The sequence below is a fragment of the Pantoea hericii genome, from assembly GCF_014155795.1.
Lineage (GTDB): Bacteria > Pseudomonadota > Gammaproteobacteria > Enterobacterales > Enterobacteriaceae > Pantoea > Pantoea eucalypti.
Genome location: NZ_SCKV01000004.1, coordinates 50,852 through 69,241 on the forward strand (window position 1 = coordinate 50,852; position 18,390 = coordinate 69,241).

The 18,390-nt window shown below is 54.4% G+C and carries 12 protein-coding genes and 1 pseudogene; 3 read left to right on the plus strand and 10 right to left on the minus strand.

Annotated features, from left to right (window positions below):
- Positions 1–64 precede the first annotated feature (64 nt).
- From H7K52_RS09810 to osmF, 4 genes are read right to left on the minus strand one after another with little or no spacing between them, the layout of a single operon-like run.
- Positions 65–796 carry an ABC transporter permease gene (locus tag H7K52_RS09810; protein ID WP_003851780.1) on the minus strand — a complete coding sequence of 244 codons (732 nt, stop codon included), beginning with the start codon at positions 794–796 and terminating at the stop codon, positions 65–67.
- Positions 784–1,731, minus strand: coding sequence for an ABC transporter ATP-binding protein (locus H7K52_RS09815; RefSeq protein ID WP_003851781.1), 948 nt, complete (start codon positions 1,729–1,731; stop codon positions 784–786). Before H7K52_RS09815 ends, H7K52_RS09810 begins: the two co-directional genes overlap by 13 nt.
- Complete coding sequence (locus H7K52_RS09820) at positions 1,724–2,899, minus strand: ABC transporter permease (RefSeq protein ID WP_003851783.1); 1,176 nt, start codon at positions 2,897–2,899, stop codon at positions 1,724–1,726. Before H7K52_RS09820 ends, H7K52_RS09815 begins: the two co-directional genes overlap by 8 nt.
- A 3-nt stretch (positions 2,900–2,902) precedes the next feature.
- Positions 2,903–3,814: a glycine betaine ABC transporter substrate-binding protein OsmF gene (osmF, locus tag H7K52_RS09825; protein WP_003851785.1), complete on the minus strand. Its 912-nt coding sequence runs from the start codon at positions 3,812–3,814 to the stop codon at positions 2,903–2,905.
- Between the two features lie 310 nt (positions 3,815–4,124).
- Between osmF and H7K52_RS09830 the strand changes: the two genes are divergently transcribed.
- A complete protein-coding gene (locus tag H7K52_RS09830) occupies positions 4,125–5,600 on the plus strand; it encodes an MFS transporter (protein ID WP_182629988.1) in 1,476 nt (491 codons plus the stop codon).
- 157 nt (positions 5,601–5,757) lie between these two features.
- Here H7K52_RS09830 and idi read toward each other — a convergent pair whose 3' ends face one another.
- From idi to H7K52_RS09845, 3 genes are all read right to left on the minus strand, one after another.
- Positions 5,758–6,300, minus strand: coding sequence for an isopentenyl-diphosphate Delta-isomerase (gene idi, locus H7K52_RS09835; RefSeq protein ID WP_003851788.1), 543 nt, complete (start codon positions 6,298–6,300; stop codon positions 5,758–5,760).
- A gap of 146 nt (positions 6,301–6,446) precedes the next feature.
- Positions 6,447–8,342, minus strand: coding sequence for a methyl-accepting chemotaxis protein (locus H7K52_RS09840; protein ID WP_182630073.1), 1,896 nt, complete (start codon positions 8,340–8,342; stop codon positions 6,447–6,449).
- 190 nt (positions 8,343–8,532) lie between these two features.
- Positions 8,533–9,642, minus strand: a complete 1,110-nt coding sequence (locus H7K52_RS09845; RefSeq protein WP_003851794.1) for a suppressor of fused domain protein — start codon at positions 9,640–9,642, stop codon at positions 8,533–8,535.
- Positions 9,643–10,525: 883 nt separating this feature from the next.
- Here H7K52_RS09845 and H7K52_RS09850 point away from each other — a divergent pair.
- Positions 10,526–11,440, plus strand: a complete 915-nt coding sequence (locus H7K52_RS09850) for a DMT family transporter (protein WP_182629989.1) — start codon at positions 10,526–10,528, stop codon at positions 11,438–11,440.
- 307 nt (positions 11,441–11,747) lie between these two features.
- Here H7K52_RS09850 and dsdC read toward each other — a convergent pair.
- From dsdC to bglX, 3 genes and pseudogenes are all read right to left on the minus strand, one after another.
- Positions 11,748–12,680 (minus strand): annotated as a pseudogene (gene dsdC, locus H7K52_RS09855) (DNA-binding transcriptional regulator DsdC).
- Positions 12,681–13,091: 411 nt separating this feature from the next.
- Entirely contained in the window at positions 13,092–13,967 is an 876-nt protein-coding gene (locus H7K52_RS09860; RefSeq protein ID WP_140033587.1) for an oxygenase MpaB family protein, read from the minus strand.
- Between the two features lie 96 nt (positions 13,968–14,063).
- Positions 14,064–16,361 carry a beta-glucosidase BglX gene (gene bglX, locus H7K52_RS09865; RefSeq protein ID WP_182629990.1) on the minus strand — a complete coding sequence of 766 codons (2,298 nt, stop codon included), beginning with the start codon at positions 16,359–16,361 and terminating at the stop codon, positions 14,064–14,066.
- 155 nt (positions 16,362–16,516) lie between these two features.
- Here bglX and dld point away from each other — a divergent pair, with 155 nt between their 5' ends.
- Entirely contained in the window at positions 16,517–18,220 is a 1,704-nt protein-coding gene (gene dld / locus H7K52_RS09870) for a D-lactate dehydrogenase (RefSeq protein ID WP_003851802.1), read from the plus strand.
- The last annotated feature ends 170 nt before the right edge of the window (positions 18,221–18,390 follow it).

Below are 18,390 nucleotides of genomic sequence, written 5' to 3' on the forward strand. Positions count from 1 at the left end.
GCCACGTTGTTTTTTATTATGGCGGTTGGCGGCACCAGCGGTCTCATGCTGGTGGGATACTCTCTCATCGTTCACTCACGCTAAGCCGACGTTGCAGGCGCTCAAAGAGGCGGTCGCTCACTATCGCCAGCAGCGCCACCAGTAGCGCTCCCTGAATCACGTAGGCGGTATTAAAGCCGCTTAGGCCGATAATCACTGGCGACCCGAGACTCTTTGCCCCGACCGTTGAGGCGATGGCCGCGGTACCGATGTTGATGATCACCGAGGTGCGTATCCCGGCAATGATCACCGGCGCAGCCAGCGCCAGCTCAATCTGCCACAGCCGCTGCCAGTTGCTCATGCCTACGCCAATAGCGATCTCCCGGCTGCTGGACGGTACGCTATCAATGCCCGCCAGGGTTCCCTGTAAAATCGGCAGTAAACCGTAGAGCAGCAGTGCCACCACGGCAGGCCAGGCACCAAAGCCCATCACCGGCACCGCAATGGCCAGCACGGCTACCGGCGGAATAGTCTGGCCCGCTGCCACGATAGTTTCTATCAGCGGCCGGAACGCACGCCCTGCCCGCCGGGTTACCAGCACGCCACTGCCAATGCCGATGACGATCGCCAGCAGGCTGGCGGTGATCACCAGAAACAGATGCGCCAGCGTCAACTGCCAGAAACTCTCCTGTTGATAGAGTGGCCGGGCCAGCTCCGGAAACCAGAGATGGAACAGCGGCCCACTCAAAGGCATTAGCGTCAGCAGCGCGCCATAGAGCAGTACCAGCCACAACAGCGGATCCCTTAGCCTGCGCATGTTAATGCCTCGCGCTGTCGCAGAAGGTCGCCAAAGTAGAGCACGCCCAGCGGCTGCTCCTGATCGTCAATGACCGGGAGTCTGTCTGTGCCCCGCGCAATAAACTGCGACAGGGCGTCGCGCAGCGTCAGCCCTGCAGCAATCGGTTCACCCGCCAGCCACTCGCCGCGTCGCACGGCATTACCCACCTGCTCCAGCGACAAGAGCCGTACGCCCATTTCGCTGCGGCCAAAGAAGTCGCGCACAAAATCATTTTTCGGCTGGGTCAGCAACTCAACCGGCCTGCCCTGCTGAACAATCTCACCGTTATCCATTAGCACGATGCGGTCCGCCAGCGTCAGTGCTTCGTCGATATCATGCGTCACCAGCACGATGGTTCGCCCCGACAGGCGATGAATACGCAGCATCTCCTGTTGCAGCACGCCGCGCGTCACCGGATCAAGCGCACCAAACGGCTCATCCATCAGCAGGACCTCCGGATCAGCCGCCAGCGCACGCGCCACGCCGACACGTTGCTGCTGACCGCCTGAGAGCTGATGCGGATAACGATTCAGCAGGTGCTCGTCGAGATTGAGCAGCGCCAGCAGCGTCGTGATGCGTTCGTTGATCTTTGCTCTGGACCAGCCCAGCAGCACCGGCACCGTGGCAATATTCTTTCGCACCGTCCAGTGTGGAAACAGCCCTATCGACTGAATGGCATAGCCCATGCGTTGCCTGAGCGAGCGGGCATCGAGCTGGCGAATCGACTCACCGGCAAAGCGGATTTCACCACTGTCATACTCCACCAGCCGGTTAATCATCTTCAGGGTGGTCGATTTGCCGGAGCCGGAAGTGCCGAGCAGTACACAGAACTCCCCTTTTGCCACCTGCAGCGACAGATCTTTCACCGCCGCCTTGCCGTTAAACGCGCGGCAAACGCTATCAAACTCAATCATCTTCTCTCTCCAGCAGTGAGATCAGCAGGCGAAACAGCGCATCGATGACGACCGCCAGCGCAATCACCGGGATCACCCCGAGCAATACCAAATCAAGCGCGCTGCTTAACAGCCCCTGGAAAATAATCGCGCCAAAGCCGCCCGCGCCAATTAATGCCGCCACCACCGCCATGCCCAGCGTCTGTACCACGACGACCCGCAGGCCCGCCAGCCAGACCGGTAGCGCCAGCGGTACATCCACCGCGACAAACTGCTGCCAGCCACTCATGCCCGTGCCGCGCGCGCTTTCGCGCACCTCCTGCGGCACCTGTTGCAAGCCCACCACCACGCTGCGCACCAGCGGCAACAGGGCGTAGAGCACCAGCGCGATCAAGGCTGGAGCCATGCCGATGCCGCTAATGCCCCAGTCACTGAGCCACGGAAAATGCTGCGCCAGCCCGGCCAGTGGCGCAATCAGCAGACCAAACAGCGCCACTGACGGCACTGTCTGAATAACATTAAGGACGCCAAACACACTGCCTTGCCAGTCAGGCCGCCGGAAAAGCGTGACGCCCAGCGGCAGTGCAAACATTAAGGCTGGCAGTACTGTACCCACCAGAAGAGTGAGATGACGGCTCAGTGCCGCATCAAACACCGCGTGACGGTTGGCATACTCTTTCAGCAGGGAGAGATCGCTGAGCTGGCCGCTGAACAGCAGCAACAGCGGCAACAGCCAGACCTGCAGATTGAGCAGCAGCTGAGCCAGCCGATGGGAAGTGAGTTGACGCACCTGATCGGTAATCAGCAGCAGAATGAGTGCACCACTGCACCATAAGCCACTGGCAAAGCTGGTTCGTGCCAGACGGCTGCCCTGCTGACTGAGTAGTGTCGCCTGATGACCGCTGAGCCAGAGCATGGCGGCCAGCAGCAGCTCTGCCGCCAGCAGGGCCAGTATCAGCGTAGTACGCCCAGGCTGACGCCACAGCAGCAACCACAGCATCATCAGCGGCAGCAGTAACAGCCCGGCGCTGCTGACCTGCCAGCTCATCAGCGGTTCGCCCGCCACCAGCCGGTTAGGAGCGAAGTTAAGAAACGGCAAGGTCACCAGCGCCAGACTCAACAGCGTCAGCAGCAACAATGCTACCGGCTGCTGAGCCGGGCGGCGTATCGCGTCCCGCGCTATCGGCATCGGTTACAGCAGCTTTTTTTGCTGCAGCCACTCGGTCGCTACGCTGCTCGCATCCTGACCGTCGACCGCGATTTTCGCATTGAGCTGTTGCAGCGTCTTCTCATCAAGCGCGCTGAAGACCGGCTTCAGCCAGTCGGCAATCTGTGGGTAGGCTTTCAGCACCGATTCGCGGATCACTGGCGTCGGCGCATAGATCGGCTGTACGCCTTTAGGATCGCTGAGCGTCTGCAGGCCCAGTGCCGCCACCGGACCGTCGGTGCCATAGGCCATCGCCGCGTTCACGCCCGACGTCTGCTGTGCTGCCGCGCTGATGGTGACAGCGGTATCGCCACCCGCCAGAGACAACAGCTGATCCTGCTTAAGGTCGAAGCCATAGGCTTTTTCAAAGGCCGGTAAGGCATCGCTGCGTTCGATAAATTCGGCTGAGGCCGCCAGTTTGAAGGTACCTCCTTTCTTCAGGAAAGCGCTGAGATCGGCCAGCGAGGTAAGCTGGTTCTTCTCCGCCAGGTCCTTACGCACGGCGATGGTCCAGGTGTTGTTGGCCGGAGCCGGTGTCAGCCACACCAGATGGTTTTTCTCCGCATCCAGTTTCTTCACCTTTTCGTAGCCTGCGCCGGCATTTTTCCAGGCACTGTCTTTTTCATCGTTAAAGAAGAATGCGCCGTTGCCGGTGTATTCCGGGTAGATGTCGAGTTCGCCCGCCGTAATGGCGCCACGGACGACCTGGGTCGTGCCGAGCTGGATTTTATTGACAGTTTTTACCCCATGCTTTTCCAGCACCTGAAGAATCACATTGCCCAGCAGCGATCCTTCGGTATCAATTTTTGAGCCGACCCGCACAGGATCGGCCGCGTGTGCCATCCCCATGCTAAGCAGCAACGCGCTGACGCCCATCCAACCCCGAACTCTGACCATGGCCTTTTCCTTATCGCATTTTCGCGTGTTGTTTTTGTGTTTCATGAGTGCGTGATGACTTACAAGGCGTCATGCGCCTGAGGGTGCAGGCTGCTCTCCTGCCGCTGAGAGTGTTGCTGGCAAGGCGTGCAGCGATAAATTATCTGCTTTAAAAGCGTAGCCTGGCATAGCGGTGATGCAGCTGACTTTATCGAAAATTAATAACGATTTAGGATTATAATATTATTTTATATAACTGAAATGAATTTACGTCTGGGCGTCTAAACGGCTATTCTCGGTAATCTGTTTAAAATAAAAGATACATAACATCATGTCCGATCTGACTTCTTCCGCCCATGTGGCAACAGCAGGGAGTTCGCCCGGTGGCGAAACACAGTGGATTCGTAGCGCAGCTGACGTCTCCCGATTAGTCAACAGCGGCGACAGCGCCCGAAATAATGCCCGCATTGTGGTAGCCATAGCACTGGGAGGCGTTTTTCTCGACGCCTACGACCTGGGTGCGCTGGCCTTTGGCATCAAAGACATCACACGCGAGTTTAATCTCACCCCAGCCGGCACCGGCATGGTCGCCTCGGCCATTACCTTCGGGGCGATTATCGGCGCGCTGATTGGCGGCTATCTCACCGACAAAATTGGCCGTTATCGGGTCTTCATGGCCGATATGTTCTTTTTCGTGGTGGCGGCTATCGCCTGTGCATTTGCGCCCAATGAATATGTGCTGGCTGGCGCGCGCTTCGTAATGGGGCTGGGCGTCGGGATCGATCTGCCGGTGGCGATGGCCTTTCTGGCGGAGTTTTCAAAGCTGCGCGGTAAGGGGAATAAAGCGGCCAGCGTGGCGATGTGGTGTCCGACCTGGTACGCAGCAATCAGCATCTCTTATCTGCTGGTGCTGCTGCTCTATGCGGTGTTGCCCGAAAGTCACACCGACTGGCTCTGGCGGCTGATCCTCGGTTTTGGCGCCGTTCCGGCGATTGTCATCATCGCTATCCGCAGCCGTTACATGAGCGAATCCCCGGTGTGGACAGCTAATCAGGGCGACCTGAAAGGGGCCGCGGCGATTTTACGCAGTGCGTGGAATATCAACGCTCAGGTCGCGTCCGACGCCGCACTGACCGCTGCCACGCCGGTGCGTAAGGCAAGCTGGCGTAACTATGGTGCGCTGCTGCAGGGTGTCTATCGCCGCCGTACGCTGCTGGCGACCATTACCTCTATCGCCTCGTCGTTTGCCTATAACGCGGTGGCGTTTGGACTGCCGGTGATTATCTCCAGCTTCTTTGCTCAGTCGATGCTCACCACCATTCTGGTGTCGCTGGCACTGAATCTGCTGTTTGCCTTTGTTGGCGGGATTCTGGCGGTGCGACTGGTGCCGCGTCTGGGTGCGTGGAAGATGTCAGTGGCGGGATATGGTTGTCAGTGTGTGGCGCTGCTTGGGCTGGCGCTGATTGGTCGCCCGGAAGGCGGTCAGGAGGCAGCAATGGCTATCGCAATGCTGGCGTTGTTCCTGTTTGGTCAGGGATTCGGGCCTGGCTCGCACACCATGACGTTTGCCTCACTCAGCTATCCCACTTCACTGCGCGGCGTGGGCGTGGGCTTCAACCAGACACTGATGCGCGGCAGTTCAACCGTTTCGCTGTTTCTGTTTCCGGTGCTGGTCGCGGCGCTGGGCACGGGCGTGTTCTGGGTGATCTTTCTGGCGCCGCTGGCCGGTCTTCTGGCGCTGCTGGCGATCCGCTGGGAGCCGTCGGGCTATGATGTGGATGCGGAGGATTTTGAGCTGCCGCGTTAAACAACATTCCAGGCGTGGAGCGCACGCAGGCTCAGGGAACAAACGTCCTCTGCAAAGATGCAAAAGACGCCATCCCTGGCCCGCGATGCTTTGCGATGGACGTTTGCGCCCATCGCTGTGAATTTCAAACCGTCTGACCGCACCTTAGTGCGGTTTTTTATGCCGTGACGGCCGGAAAAGGAAACTGCTCCAGATAATCCGGGATACGCGGGAAGGTATGCAAAAACCACGGCGTGAACTGCTGTGGCTGCTGCTGCATCTGCTGCTCGATCATCGCCATCGGACGATAATCAAAGGCATCTGCTTCCTGAGGATTAAGCTGCGGCAGGCTGTCACAGATCGCAAAAAAGACATGACCATATTCATGCTCTGTCAGGCCATTGCTCAGCTTCAGGTTGTAGCTCAGTTCAAACACCGGCGTCAGTGCCACTGTCATCCCCATCTCTTCACGCAGACGGCGCTCGGCGGCGTCGCGGGTCGATTCATGGGGATAAGGATGGCCACAACAGGTGTTACTCCATAAACCACCACAATGATACTTATCACTGGCGCGCCGCTGCAATAACAGCTCCTGCCGGGAATTGAAGACGTAGACCGTCACCGCGCGGTGCAGCAATCCTTTTTCATGCACTTCCAGCTTTTCCATTTTGCCGGTGGGACGATCGAGGTGGTCAACGAGGATAACTTCAATAGCAGACATGGCGTTTCCTTGAGATTATTCCCAACTATTCTGGCACAGAATACGCAGTTTGGGCGGATCATCGCGGATTTTTTACCCAGGTCCGTCAGAGATAAGCGGATGAAGCAGAGGGGAAATCAGGCCAGCAAGGCTGGCCTGGAGGAGAATTACAGTCGGAAGCTCTGAACAACCCGCTCAAGCTGGGTACTCTGTGATTCCATCGCCTGCGCGGCAGCGGAAACCTGCTCCACCAGCACGGCGTTCTGCTGTGTGGTGCCATCCAGCTGGGTAATTGCCACGTTGACCTGTTCGATACCCATGCTCTGCTCACGGCTGGCTGACATGATTTCGCTCATCAGGGTGGTCACACTGCTCACGCCCTGCATGAGCTCATCCATGGTCTGACCCGCCTGTTCAACCAGCGCGCTGCCGGTATCAATGTTCGCCACTGACTCTTCGATTAACTTTTTAATCTCTCGTGCCGAGTTAGCTGAACGCTGTGCCAGGTTACGCACTTCCGATGCCACCACCGCAAACCCACGACCCTGTTCACCGGCACGTGCAGCTTCGACTGCGGCGTTCAGGGCCAGGATATTGGTCTGGAATGCGATGCTGTCGATTACGCTGATGATATCGACCACTTTACGGGACGAGTGATGAATCTCACCCATGGTGGTGACCACCTGACGGACCACTTCGGTGCCACGCGCAGCCACCTGGGAGGCATCGCCTGCCAGCTGGTTAGCATGCGTCGCGTTGTCGGCATTCTGACGGACGGTGCCGGTCAGCTGTTCCATCGACGCAGCCGTTTCGACAATCGAGCTGGCCTGATCTTCAGTACGGGACGAGAGATTGGCGTTGCCGCTGGCAATTTCCCGCGACGCGGCGGTGATCGCCAGCGCGCTGTCACCCACCTGCTGGAGCAGGCCCTGCAGATAGCTGATGAACTGGTTAAAGCTCTGCGCAACGGCGTTGAACTCCGGGCTGTTGCTGGCTGGCAGACGCTGGGTCAGATCGGCGCCACCCGTCGAGAGCGCTTCAATGTTGCTGTTCAGCGCGTTAAGACGTTTCATCATGGCGCGGACAAATCCCAGCGACACCAGCAGCAGGATTACCGCCAGAGGAATCTGCACCAGGCCCAGTCGGGTCAGCATGTTATGCGACTGCGCTTTCAGCAGGCTGGTCGGCAGACTACTGGCGAGATACCACGGGCTGCCAGGAATCGCCTGAACGAACAGGGTCTGCTCGCCTTCGCTGCTGTCATAGGTGGTTTCCAGCGGCTGGCTGCCAACACCGTTCAGCAGCGCTTTAAGCGGTGCTGCCATCGGCATCTGCACGTCAGCCAGGTTCTCCAGCTTCGGTGCGGCATTGACCAGTGCGCCATTACCCACGACTTTGCCGTCGGCTTCAACAATCAGCACGTTGCCATGAATGGTTTCACCCATCTGCTTCGCCAGCTGATTAAAGAACCCCAGCGTGACGTCGATAGTGGCAACACCCCAGGCCGTGCCATTTTTGTAGATGGCCATAGCACAGTTAGTACGCGGCTGCGGACTGGCGGCATCCTGATAGGCTTTAGCCCAGGCACACTGCCCTTTTGCAGCAGCCATGCCATCTTTATACCAGGGTTGCTCCCAGTATTTGTCGGCGGCGTCGGAGTTCCAGTAGGTATTGACCTGCAGTTCATTGCTGGCATTACGGGCAAAGAAGCTGCTGTCTTTCTCTTTGGCCGGATCACGACGGTTTGGCAGTGGCCAGATACCGCCCCCAAACACATTGCTGTCCTGATACTGGTTTACCAGCGTCGGTAACAGGGTGTCGATAGTCGCGCTGTCCATAACGGAGGCCGCTTCGGTAATCGCACGCTGCTGAGCCTGCACGCGGTTCATCTGTTCAACGATGCCAGAGGCCAGTGAATCAACCTGATAGCGAACCAGACGGCTTTCGCTGTCGACGAGCTGTGGTGCGACGAACTGATTAATCACCCAGACTGTAACGAGTAAAAGCGCAACAAAGAATGCGATCATTGTTGCGGTAAAGCGGGATTGTGTTGTTTTGAACATCTTCATGCCCCTGCCCCTGGTACGGCGCGATTGCCTTATTCGGGTTAACGGCTCGCTTAAGGGGAACTTGAGATGGGCGGGATCACATATTTAAGAAATGTATGATTTATGTGAAATTTAATTTCACTCCGGGACTATCACCTCCCCAACAGCCGCCGGGGAAAGTGTCTACAGGCGCGTCATTGCTGAGCTACTCTGGCGAATCGACCACCTGCTGGCGTGGACGGAAAACGTGATCGTTACCGTCTGCTGTTAACAACTCCCGTAACTTCTGGCCGCCGTGTTCATCGGCCTGCGCGAACTGCCGCTCCGCTTCAGTAATCGGCGTTGTCCAGAGCAGCGTCGGGCGATCGCCATCACGCTTGGGCAGCGTGAACTGCCCTTTTTCGGTTGCCAGTTCATTCGCCAACAGGAAGCTTTCAAAGCCGACCGGTGCCACTTCTGACGCCAGCGTATGGCCCTCGCCCAGCCAGGTGAGACGCGCCCAGGGCAGATGTACAAATTCCGCCAATGCGCTGGCCATCTGCACCGCATTGCCTTCCGTCATGATTTCACCGTCAACCGCCATACCCAGTTCGATACGTCGATACTGCGGTGCCAGCTCATCAAACAGATAATCGACCTGCGGCATGGGCCGGATACTCATGCCAAGCGTCAGGAAATACCAGACGCCCTGATGCCAGTGCTGCGAGATTGCCATTGGCGGCCAGCTACCCTGATCAATCGCGTAATATTTCACCGACTCACCGAAACGAGCCTGATAGCAGGCCATGAGATCCTGCTGGACCTTATCCCACTCGCTGCCGTCGTGCCATTCTCGCCAGAACTGACGCTGATGCTCTGCACGGGCATAGTAGTCATTGGTTGATGCTGACCCCAGTGGGGCCGTCAGCCGGTTCTTTTTGATGCAGCCTGCGGAGAAACTCACCTGTTTCTCCTGATAGAGGCTCCAGCCAGGGATGACAGCCAGCAGCTGGCCGTAATACCACAGTGCTGCACCATCATCAGAAGGCTCCCACAGGATCTGCAGACCGGCCGGGTCCAGTGCGGGTTCCGCTTCCAGATTACGGCAATACTCTGCGCTGAGCAGCGGCGCTATGCCTTGCTCCATCGCCTCGCGGTCTTCCTGCGCCGGCGCAGGCAGCAGGTTTCGCAGCCAGCAGCCGCGCACAGCATACTGACTGCGGAACAGGTCGGTGGGCCAGATGTAAAAATAGGCGGTGCGCTCATCCTGTTCGACAATTGCGGTCAGTGTGCGCTGCTGATTGTGGACTTCAGCAATCAGGGATTTGTACGTCATAGTGCCTCGACAAAGCCTGGAGGAATCCATTTTCCCCGAGAATAGAGCAGGATCCTGGCTACGGCGATATGAGACAAGGGTAATAGTCTCAAAGTGCATCTCAGGATGATGTAGAGCGAGGAGCTGATGAAGGATTCTTGTACCAAAAACACTTTTACACGACCCGGATAAACAGTGTGAAATTCTAGAGCGATGCGATTTAAAAAAAGACTAAGGTTTTAACACAGGATGAGACGATCATCGCCTCATGCTAATCATAAAACCATACAGGGCTTTCTAAAAGAATAGCGTCTGTTTGCATCGATAATGACCGGCCCTATGCGTAAATCCGACTGCCTGATGTTCCTATGCAGAAACTGAGCAAATATCAATCATAAAAAATCAGCTGTGGCTAACTGCATCCTTTTTTCAAATAGCTCGGAAATCCTCAAAGAAATGATATTACCCTTGAGATGAATTCAGATCATGTAAAGCATGATATATATCATTTGAAGCTTAAGGCAAAAAAAAGTTAAATATCCCTATCGAACTAAATCCATGTAACCAAAGCGGAAGGTTGAATCCGGCACATCTGATTATAGTAGTTTTGCAATCCCCGACCTGTATTGCAGAATGTCATTCTGCGCATCCTGAACGCTAATATTTTCAATAATAATACCATTAACAATTACCCTATTCCCCCGTAACACTGCAGGAAAAATGAAATAACACGAAAGCGGACAAAGAAACGCGAATATCCATACCGGAAAGATGTTAAAAATATAACGCACCATCCTGAATCAGCGCTAAAAATAAAAAACTCACAATTTTTCGTTCATACAAACGAATTATGATATCCGGACACGCCTGATATCGCCTATAGCCTGGAGTTAAAGAAAATATTATGCGTTTACCTTTAAACAGCAAAGCGATCATGATCATGACGCTCATCTGCTTTGTATGGGGACTACAGCAGGTTGCAATCAAGGCTGCCGAAAAAGAGGTTTCACTCACTCTGCAGATTGCTATGCGATCCGGTCTCGCGGCATTAGTAATATACGTTTATGCAAAGATTAAAGGAGAAAAATTTTCAATGGAGAAAATAACACTCTTCGCAGGCGTTTGTGCAGGAGTCCTCTTTGCGCTGGAATTTTTTTTTCTTTCTGAAGGACTACGCTACTCCAGCGCATCGCATATGGCGGTACTTCTTTATACTGCTCCACTCTATTCGGCTGTAGGCTTGCATATTTTTTCTGCCGAAGAAAAACTTACTGCCCGACAGTGGTTTGGTGTGATGATTGCATTTTTTGGGCTGGTGGTAAGCATGATCAATACAGTCGCTCATGCTGGCTTTGACAGCATTAATTATGGCGATTTGTGCGGACTACTTGCTGGCCTGGCCTGGGGATGCACTACCGTAGTTATACGTACAACGCCACTTTCTGTGTGCTCAGCCAAACAGACCCTGCTGTATCAGCTTTCAGGTGCATTTATCATTCTAATGACCATATCGCTCTTTAATGATGGTTATCATTTCAAGCCAGGTACAGTGGCATATGGAAGCCTGATATTCCAGACATTAATTGTTTCAGTAATCAGTTATCTTGTGTGGTTCAGCCTGCTGCGAAATTATCAGGTAGCCTCACTTTCAATGTTGACATTTATGACACCTTTTTTCGGAATACTTTCGGGCATAATAATATTGCATGAAAAAGTTCAGGCCAACTTTATTGCTGGCACAGTGCTGCTTATTATTGGCCTGCTTTTTATTACAGTAAAAACGCATCAACAGCATTCAAAAAATAAGTCAGTAGAATGAATTACGATATTTTAAGTTATAATATAAACTGCACTGGAGGTAATAACATTATGATTCAGGTAACAAATTACTCTCACGGTGCGCCTCTCATCACATTGAGTGACAATGCCAGCTTTGAAATCATGAGAAATAGAAAATGGTTTAGTCTTGCAAAAAATCAACGTATTGAGATACTTCGATTTGGCGACGATACAGCAATAGCATGGAACGAAACCAGGTCACATATCGATTATTTTAAACATGGAAAAATCTTCAGGTGCAATCTTATTTCCTGGTATAGCCCCGACACCTGGGCTAAAAAAAAATATTAATATACATCAGGCAGACAACTCAGGAATCGCTTAAAAGCCATGATTTTTGGCCACTGCCTGTCGGATATTATGCAGTTGAAGTAACAGTGCTCTACGGGCATCAGCATGCCCGGGAAAGGAAAAATTAATTCTCCTCTTTCCGTCCATTCCTGGACAAGATTAATTCTTCCCATCGCAATACCAAGATGCCGGGAAGCTGCAATCAGAGCCAAATCAGAACGGTCAAAGGATATTCCTTTTAGATCAGTATCAATATCCAGCTGAAAAAAACTTGACCAATTTGCCCATTCATTTTCACCTGAGTTAAAACGATCGTGCAGAAAGATACAATCTGACAGTTTTTCGGGATTGTTATAAAGACCATGATTTCTGGCATACCGCGGAGTACAGACCGGCGTTATGGCTTCTTTCATGAAGATCTCTTCTGTATAGCTTTCAGAAAACGAAGGTTTTCCGAAGTATATTGCCAGGTCTACTCCCCGATTAGCCAGATTAATGGCTTCAAGTCCGGTCAGAATCTTCAGCTGAACGGCAGGATTCTGTTCTATAAACTTATTAAGATGAGGAAGAAGAAGGCACTGAACGATAGACGGATGTGAATAAACAGTCAGATCACCTGTAAGCCCGCTATTCCTTATGTAATTAACCTCTTGATTTAAAAGATTAAAAGAATTTTTTAGTGCCCATTGCATCCGTTCTCCTTCAGGCGTGAGAGCTATTTTACGATGGAGCCTGTAAAACAAGCTGAAACCCAGTTCTTTTTCAAGCTGGCTGATACGATGGCTCACCGCGCTTGGGCTAACGAATAACTACTCGGCAGCAAGCGCAAATGATAATCGCCGTGCAACACACTCAAAAGTATGCAAGCGGGAGAGCTGATAGCCGGTCAGAGAATTAAGTATCGGAATGTTCTTGCTGTCAGAAAACACTTTTCCCCCAGAGTCGTTAGTCAAAAGAAAATACTTATTATAACCGCTCACGGATATGCCCAACTTATCCTTTGCTGGAAACCAGGCCTGGAGAAACAGCCATAATCTGTCTCAGCCTGTAAGCTTTATGGCTGGCCCGGAACGATCAATTGTTGAAACTGCTGTACAAAAGATTATCAGTGTAAGACATGCAGAAGCCTGAACAGACTATAAACGTCAGAGCATAACCTGCTTTTTCGTGGTCATAGCTTCAGGAAACGCTGCTTGCTCTCGCGTGACATTTTCGGTTCTGCGGGAAGCCATAAAAGCGCCTGTAGGGTTACTTTTAAAGCACTGAACCCGCGTCGTTATGCTGATAAAACTTAACCATCTGACTTACTTAAAAAACGAGTAAAAAAGATACCAGTCACCTCAGTGCGGATCTCTCCCCATCCTTACCATCGCCCGATACCACGCTCCGCGCTGAATCGACCATCTCAACCCCAACGCGATGACATTAATCTTCTGGTCAATGATCGCCTGCTCAAAGCGGCCGATTTCTCTACCGGACATCGCCTGCGCCCAGGCTGGCATTAGCCCGAAGCCTGATTTCAGCATGATCTTCATCACTGGTTTCGCCTGCCAGCTCGGTGCAGGGGCGTTCATCAGCAATCGCGTCACTTCGGCGGTACGCTCATCAAAGCGCAGCTCTGCTCGCATCTGTTGCAGGTAATCCGCCACATCAACAACGCTTTTCGGCACCTTCTCCGCGCCCAGCGCCTCGGCAATCTGCGCCGCTTCCTGATAGTACTGATCCTGTTCGGCGCGGCTGAGCTGCGGATTTTTATAGCGCAGATGGGCCGCCAGAAAACGGCTGGTCTCCGCCACATGCACCCAGGTCAGCAGATGTGGATCGCTGGCGGCATAAGGTTTGCCTTCGCTGTCGACGCCGCTGACTTTCAGATGAATGCGTTTCACCCGCTCAATCAGCGTCCGGGCATCCTGCGAATTCCCGTAGGTGGTCACGGCGATAAACTGACTGGTGCGCCGCAGGCGGCCCATCATATCTTCGCGGAAATTGGAGTGATCCCAGACGCCCGCCAGCGCCGCTGGATGCAGCATCTGCAACAGCAGCGCGCTGATCCCGCCGCACATCATGGAGGTGAAATCACCGTGGACGCGCCAGATCACGCTGTCCGGGCCATACAGGCCGGGATCGCCTGGCGGTTGAGAGAGGTCAAATTCATTCATCGACAGACCATTAAGGCGGAAGACCTGCTGCTGAATGCGGTCACGCAGATTAATCATAGCGGCTCTGATAGTGGATATGATGCGACGCGCGATAGCAGGACGCTAACGACGCGCCGCATCACCTTCCCCTGCATTCAGGGGAAAGGCTGACGGTTATTGGTAGTTGAACTGCGCATCCTGAGTACGCACGGAGTCGAGTCCAATCATCACGTTGAATTTGCCTGGCTCGGCAACATGCTGCATCTGCTGGTTCCAGAATTTCAGCGCATCGACGTCGATCTTAAAGGTCACGGTTTGCGACTCGCCTGCTTTCAGCATGATGCGTTTGAAACCACGCAGCTCCTGCACCGGACGGCTGATAGAGGCGACCGGATCGTTCAGATACATCTGGACCACCGTCGCACCATCACGCTTACCGCTGTTAGTTACCGTTACGCTGGCCTCAATGCTGCCATTACGCGGCATGGTCGGTGAAGACATTTTTACCGGCGACACGGTGAACGTGGTATAGCTCAGGCCGTAACCAAACGGATAGAGCGGGCCGTTAACCGCATCATAGTAGTGCGAGGTGTACTTGTTCGGCTTCGCAAAGTTGTAAGGCCGGCCAGTTGGCAGATGGTTGTAGTAAATCGGAATCTGACCCACTGAACGCGGGAAGGAGACCGGCAGTTTGCCCGATGGGTTATAGTCACCGAACAGCACATCGACGATGGCGTTGCCACCTTCGGTGCCACTGAACCAGGTTTCCAGCACGGCATCAGCCATGCGATCTTCGTTCACTATCGACAGCGGGCGGCCGTTCATCAGTACAATCACCAGCGGCTTACCGGTAGCTTTGAGCGCGGCTAACAGCTTCTGCTGGCTCGGCGGGATCACCAGATCGCTGCGGCTGGAGGCTTCGTGCGCCATACCCTGCGCTTCACCCACGGCGGCGACCACCACATCGGCCTGCTTCGCTTTAGCGACCGCGTCATCAATCATCTGTTGCGGTGAACGCGTATCAACAGAAACAGCCTGCTCATAGAGGTTCAGGAAGTCCTGAATCCCTTTGTTGTCGGTGACGTTCGCGCCCTTCTCATACAGCAGCGTCGCTTTGCCTTCGGTGGCATTGCGCATGCCCTGCAGCAGCGAAACGGATTGCTTCGCCACGCCCGCCGCAGACCAGCTGCCCATAATGTCGCGCTGACTGTCTGCCAGCGGACCAATCAGGGCAATGGTGCCCGATTTTTTCAGCGGCAGCGTTTCCAGACGGTTTTTCAGCAACACGATGCTTTTACGCGCGACGTCGCGCGCTTCAGCCCGATGCAGACGGCTTTCCGCATTGGTATCCTGCGGGTCACTCTCTTTCGGACCTAAATGGCTGTAGGGATCGTTAAACAGGCCCATGTCATATTTGACGTTAAGCACATGCCGTGCCGCATCATCAATTTCAGCCATGGTAACGTCGCCGCTCTTCACCAGCGCAGGCAGATACTTGCTGTAATATTCGTCGCTCATGCTCATATCGACGCCCGACTTCAGAGCGATGCGCACCGCTTCCTGCGGATCGCTGGCGACGCCATGTTTGATCAGCTCTTTAATCGCACCGTGATCGCTGATGGTGATGCCTTTGAATTTCCACTTATCACGCAGCAGATCTTTCAGCAGCCAGCTGTCTGCCGTGGCCGGTACGCCATTGATGGAGTTGAGCGCCACCATCACGCCGCCGCTGCCCGCATCCAGTGAGGCTTTGTAGGGCGGCAGATAGTCCTGGAACATACGCTGCGGACTCATGTCCACGGTGTTGTAGTCGCGTCCCCCTTCCACTGCGCCATAGAGTGCGAAATGCTTCACGCTGGTCATTACGCTGTAGCGATCGGCCGCGCTTTTTCCCTGCATCGACTGCACCATGCTGCGACCCATTTCGCTGGTGAGATACGTATCCTCACCGAAACCTTCGGAACCACGACCCCAGCGCGGTTCGCGGCTGACATCCACCATCGGTGCCCATGTCATATTCAGCCCATCGTCGGCCGCTTCATAGGCGGAGACGCGCCCCACCTCTTTCACCGCATCCAGATCCCAGCTCGACGCCAGGGCTAAAGGAATAGGAAAAATGGTGCGCTGGCCATGAATAACGTCGTAGGCGAAAAACAGCGGGATTTTCAGGCGGCTGAGCTGCATCGCCTGATCCTGCATCGCGCGGATATCCTGACGGGTCACAGTATTAAAGATCGCGCCAACCTGACTCTTCTGAATCATGTCGCGAATCACTTCTTTCGGATTATCAGGTCCGACGCTGATTAAACGCAGCTGGCCGATTTTCTCGTCCAGCGTCATTTTTTTAAGCAGTTGGTTAACGAAGGCATCCCGCGCCTGTTCGGTCATCGGGTGGTTACCTTGCACTGTCTCAGCTAAAGCGGGTTGCATCGCGAGGGAGACAGCGAGACTAACAGAGCAAATCCATTTCATCAGGTTGGGTTCTCTTAAGTAACTGCGCAATATCGAATTAACAGGCGGCAGTGTGCCACAAGATGAGAATAGCAGGTAGCGGTCAGGGTCACACTGCGTTGTGGTCAGTTGACGTGCTACAGTTAGGACGCACTGATAAGACAAGGGAATTGCTCATGACACAAACCTCTGCCCTGCTTTCTGACCTGCGCCGCCTGGTCGGCCCCTCTCATCTGCTGACAGAACCTGAACAGACCGCCCGCTATCGCAAAGGCTTTCGCTCCGGCGAAGGTGACGCGCTGGCCGTGGCGTTTCCTGGTACGCTGCTGGAGCTCTGGCGGGTACTGCAAACGCTGGTGAATGCGGATGTCATCATCCTGATGCAGGCGGCCAATACCGGCCTGACCGAAGGGTCAACGCCGCATGGCGACGATTACGATCGCCCGCTGGTGATCGTCAGTACCCTGCGACTCGATAAGCTTCAGCTGATTGACAGTGGCCAGCAGGTGCTGGCGTTCCCCGGCAGTACACTCTATCAGCTGGAAAAAGCGCTGAAGCCGCTGGGGCGCGAGCCTCACTCGGTGATTGGCTCCTCCTGTATTGGTGCCTCGGTGCTGGGCGGCATCTGCAATAATTCCGGCGGATCGCTGATTAAGCGCGGCCCGGCCTACAGCGAAATGGCCCTGTTTGCTCAGATTGATGCACAGGGAAGACTGAAGCTGGTTAACCATCTCGGCATCGATCTGGGAACGTCGCCGGAAGAGATTCTGGGGCGACTGGATGACGATCGCTGGCAGCCTAAAGATGTGCAGCACGATGGCCGTCACGCTTCCGATCATGAATATGCAGACCGGGTGCGTGAAGTTGATGCCGATACGCCAGCGCGTTACAACGCTGATGCGCGTCGTCTGTTCGAAGCATCCGGCTGTGCCGGGAAACTGGCGGTCTTCGCGGTGCGACTTGATACCTTCCCCACTGAACCGCAGCAGCAGGTGTTTTACATCGGCACTAACGAACCCGCTGTGCTCAACGATATCCGCCGTCACATGCTGGCGCATTTTACTCATTTGCCGGTGGCGGGCGAATATATGCACCGCGACATCTATGACATTGCGGAAGTCTATGGCAAAGACACCTTCCTGATGATCGACAAGCTGGGCACCGATAAGATGCCGCTGTTTTTCACGCTGAAGGGGCGGATTGATGCCTGGCTGAACAAGCTCTCCTTCGTTAAACCGCACTTCAGCGATCGCCTGCTGCAGCGCCTGAGTAAACTGTTTCCGGCGCATCTGCCCAAACGCATGAAGCAGTATCGCGATAAATATGAACATCATCTGATGCTGAAGATGTCGGGCGACGGCGTGGCAGAAGCGCGTCAGTTCCTGCGTGACTACTTCCGCGAAGGCGGCGGCGAGTTCTTTGAGTGTGAAGGCAAAGAAGGTGCGCACGCCTTTCTGCATCGCTTCGCGGCGGCAGGTGCGGCCGTGCGCTACCACGCGGTGCATGCCGATGAGGTCGAGGATATTCTGGCGCTGGATATCGCCCTGCGTCGCAACGATGCGGACTGGTTTGAAACTCTGCCCGATGAGATTCGCGCATCTTTAAGCCATCGCCTCTACTATGGTCACTTCTTCTGTCATGTCTTCCATCAGGATTACATCGTCAGAAAAGGGGTCGATGTGCACGCGCTGAAAGCGCAGATGCTGGAGATCCTTCAGGCGCGCGGCGCGGAATATCCCGCTGAACATAACGTTGGGCATCTCTATCAGGCGAAACCGCAACTGGCGGCGTTCTATCGCCGGCTCGATCCGACTAACAGCTTCAATCCCGGCATTGGCAAAACCAGCAAGCAAAAAGGCTGGGCGGTGAAACAGGTTTAACTCGCTGTTATCTGTCAGCCTGCCCTTCTCTGCAGGCTGACGTTCAAAACAGCCGAACCAGCAGACCCCATAAAACCTGCAGACTATTTGGTTATTCAGTTAATGAAATAGTCATCACTTAATCCAGCCTGACTGCTTTCCCTGATTACCGATTGCCCTTACCTTGTCTG

Excerpts from the sequence above, each read along its gene's own strand:
- H7K52_RS09830 (WP_182629988.1), top strand. The coding sequence starts at position 4,125 with ATGTCCGATCTGACTTCTTCCGCCCATGTGGCAACAGCAGGGAGTTCG.
- idi (WP_003851788.1), bottom strand. The coding sequence starts at position 6,300 with ATGTCTGCTATTGAAGTTATCCTCGTTGACCACCTCGATCGTCCCACC.
- H7K52_RS09810 (WP_003851780.1), bottom strand. The coding sequence starts at position 796 with ATGCGCAGGCTAAGGGATCCGCTGTTGTGGCTGGTACTGCTCTATGGC.
- bglX (WP_182629990.1), bottom strand. The coding sequence starts at position 16,361 with ATGAAATGGATTTGCTCTGTTAGTCTCGCTGTCTCCCTCGCGATGCAA.
- H7K52_RS09840 (WP_182630073.1), bottom strand. The coding sequence starts at position 8,342 with ATGTTCAAAACAACACAATCCCGCTTTACCGCAACAATGATCGCATTC.
- H7K52_RS09815 (WP_003851781.1), bottom strand. The coding sequence starts at position 1,731 with ATGATTGAGTTTGATAGCGTTTGCCGCGCGTTTAACGGCAAGGCGGCG.
- H7K52_RS09860 (WP_140033587.1), bottom strand. The coding sequence starts at position 13,967 with ATGATTAATCTGCGTGACCGCATTCAGCAGCAGGTCTTCCGCCTTAAT.
- osmF (WP_003851785.1), bottom strand. The coding sequence starts at position 3,814 with ATGGTCAGAGTTCGGGGTTGGATGGGCGTCAGCGCGTTGCTGCTTAGC.
- dld (WP_003851802.1), top strand. The coding sequence starts at position 16,517 with ATGACACAAACCTCTGCCCTGCTTTCTGACCTGCGCCGCCTGGTCGGC.
- H7K52_RS09820 (WP_003851783.1), bottom strand. The coding sequence starts at position 2,899 with ATGCCGATAGCGCGGGACGCGATACGCCGCCCGGCTCAGCAGCCGGTA.
- H7K52_RS09850 (WP_182629989.1), top strand. The coding sequence starts at position 10,526 with ATGCGTTTACCTTTAAACAGCAAAGCGATCATGATCATGACGCTCATC.
- H7K52_RS09845 (WP_003851794.1), bottom strand. The coding sequence starts at position 9,642 with ATGACGTACAAATCCCTGATTGCTGAAGTCCACAATCAGCAGCGCACA.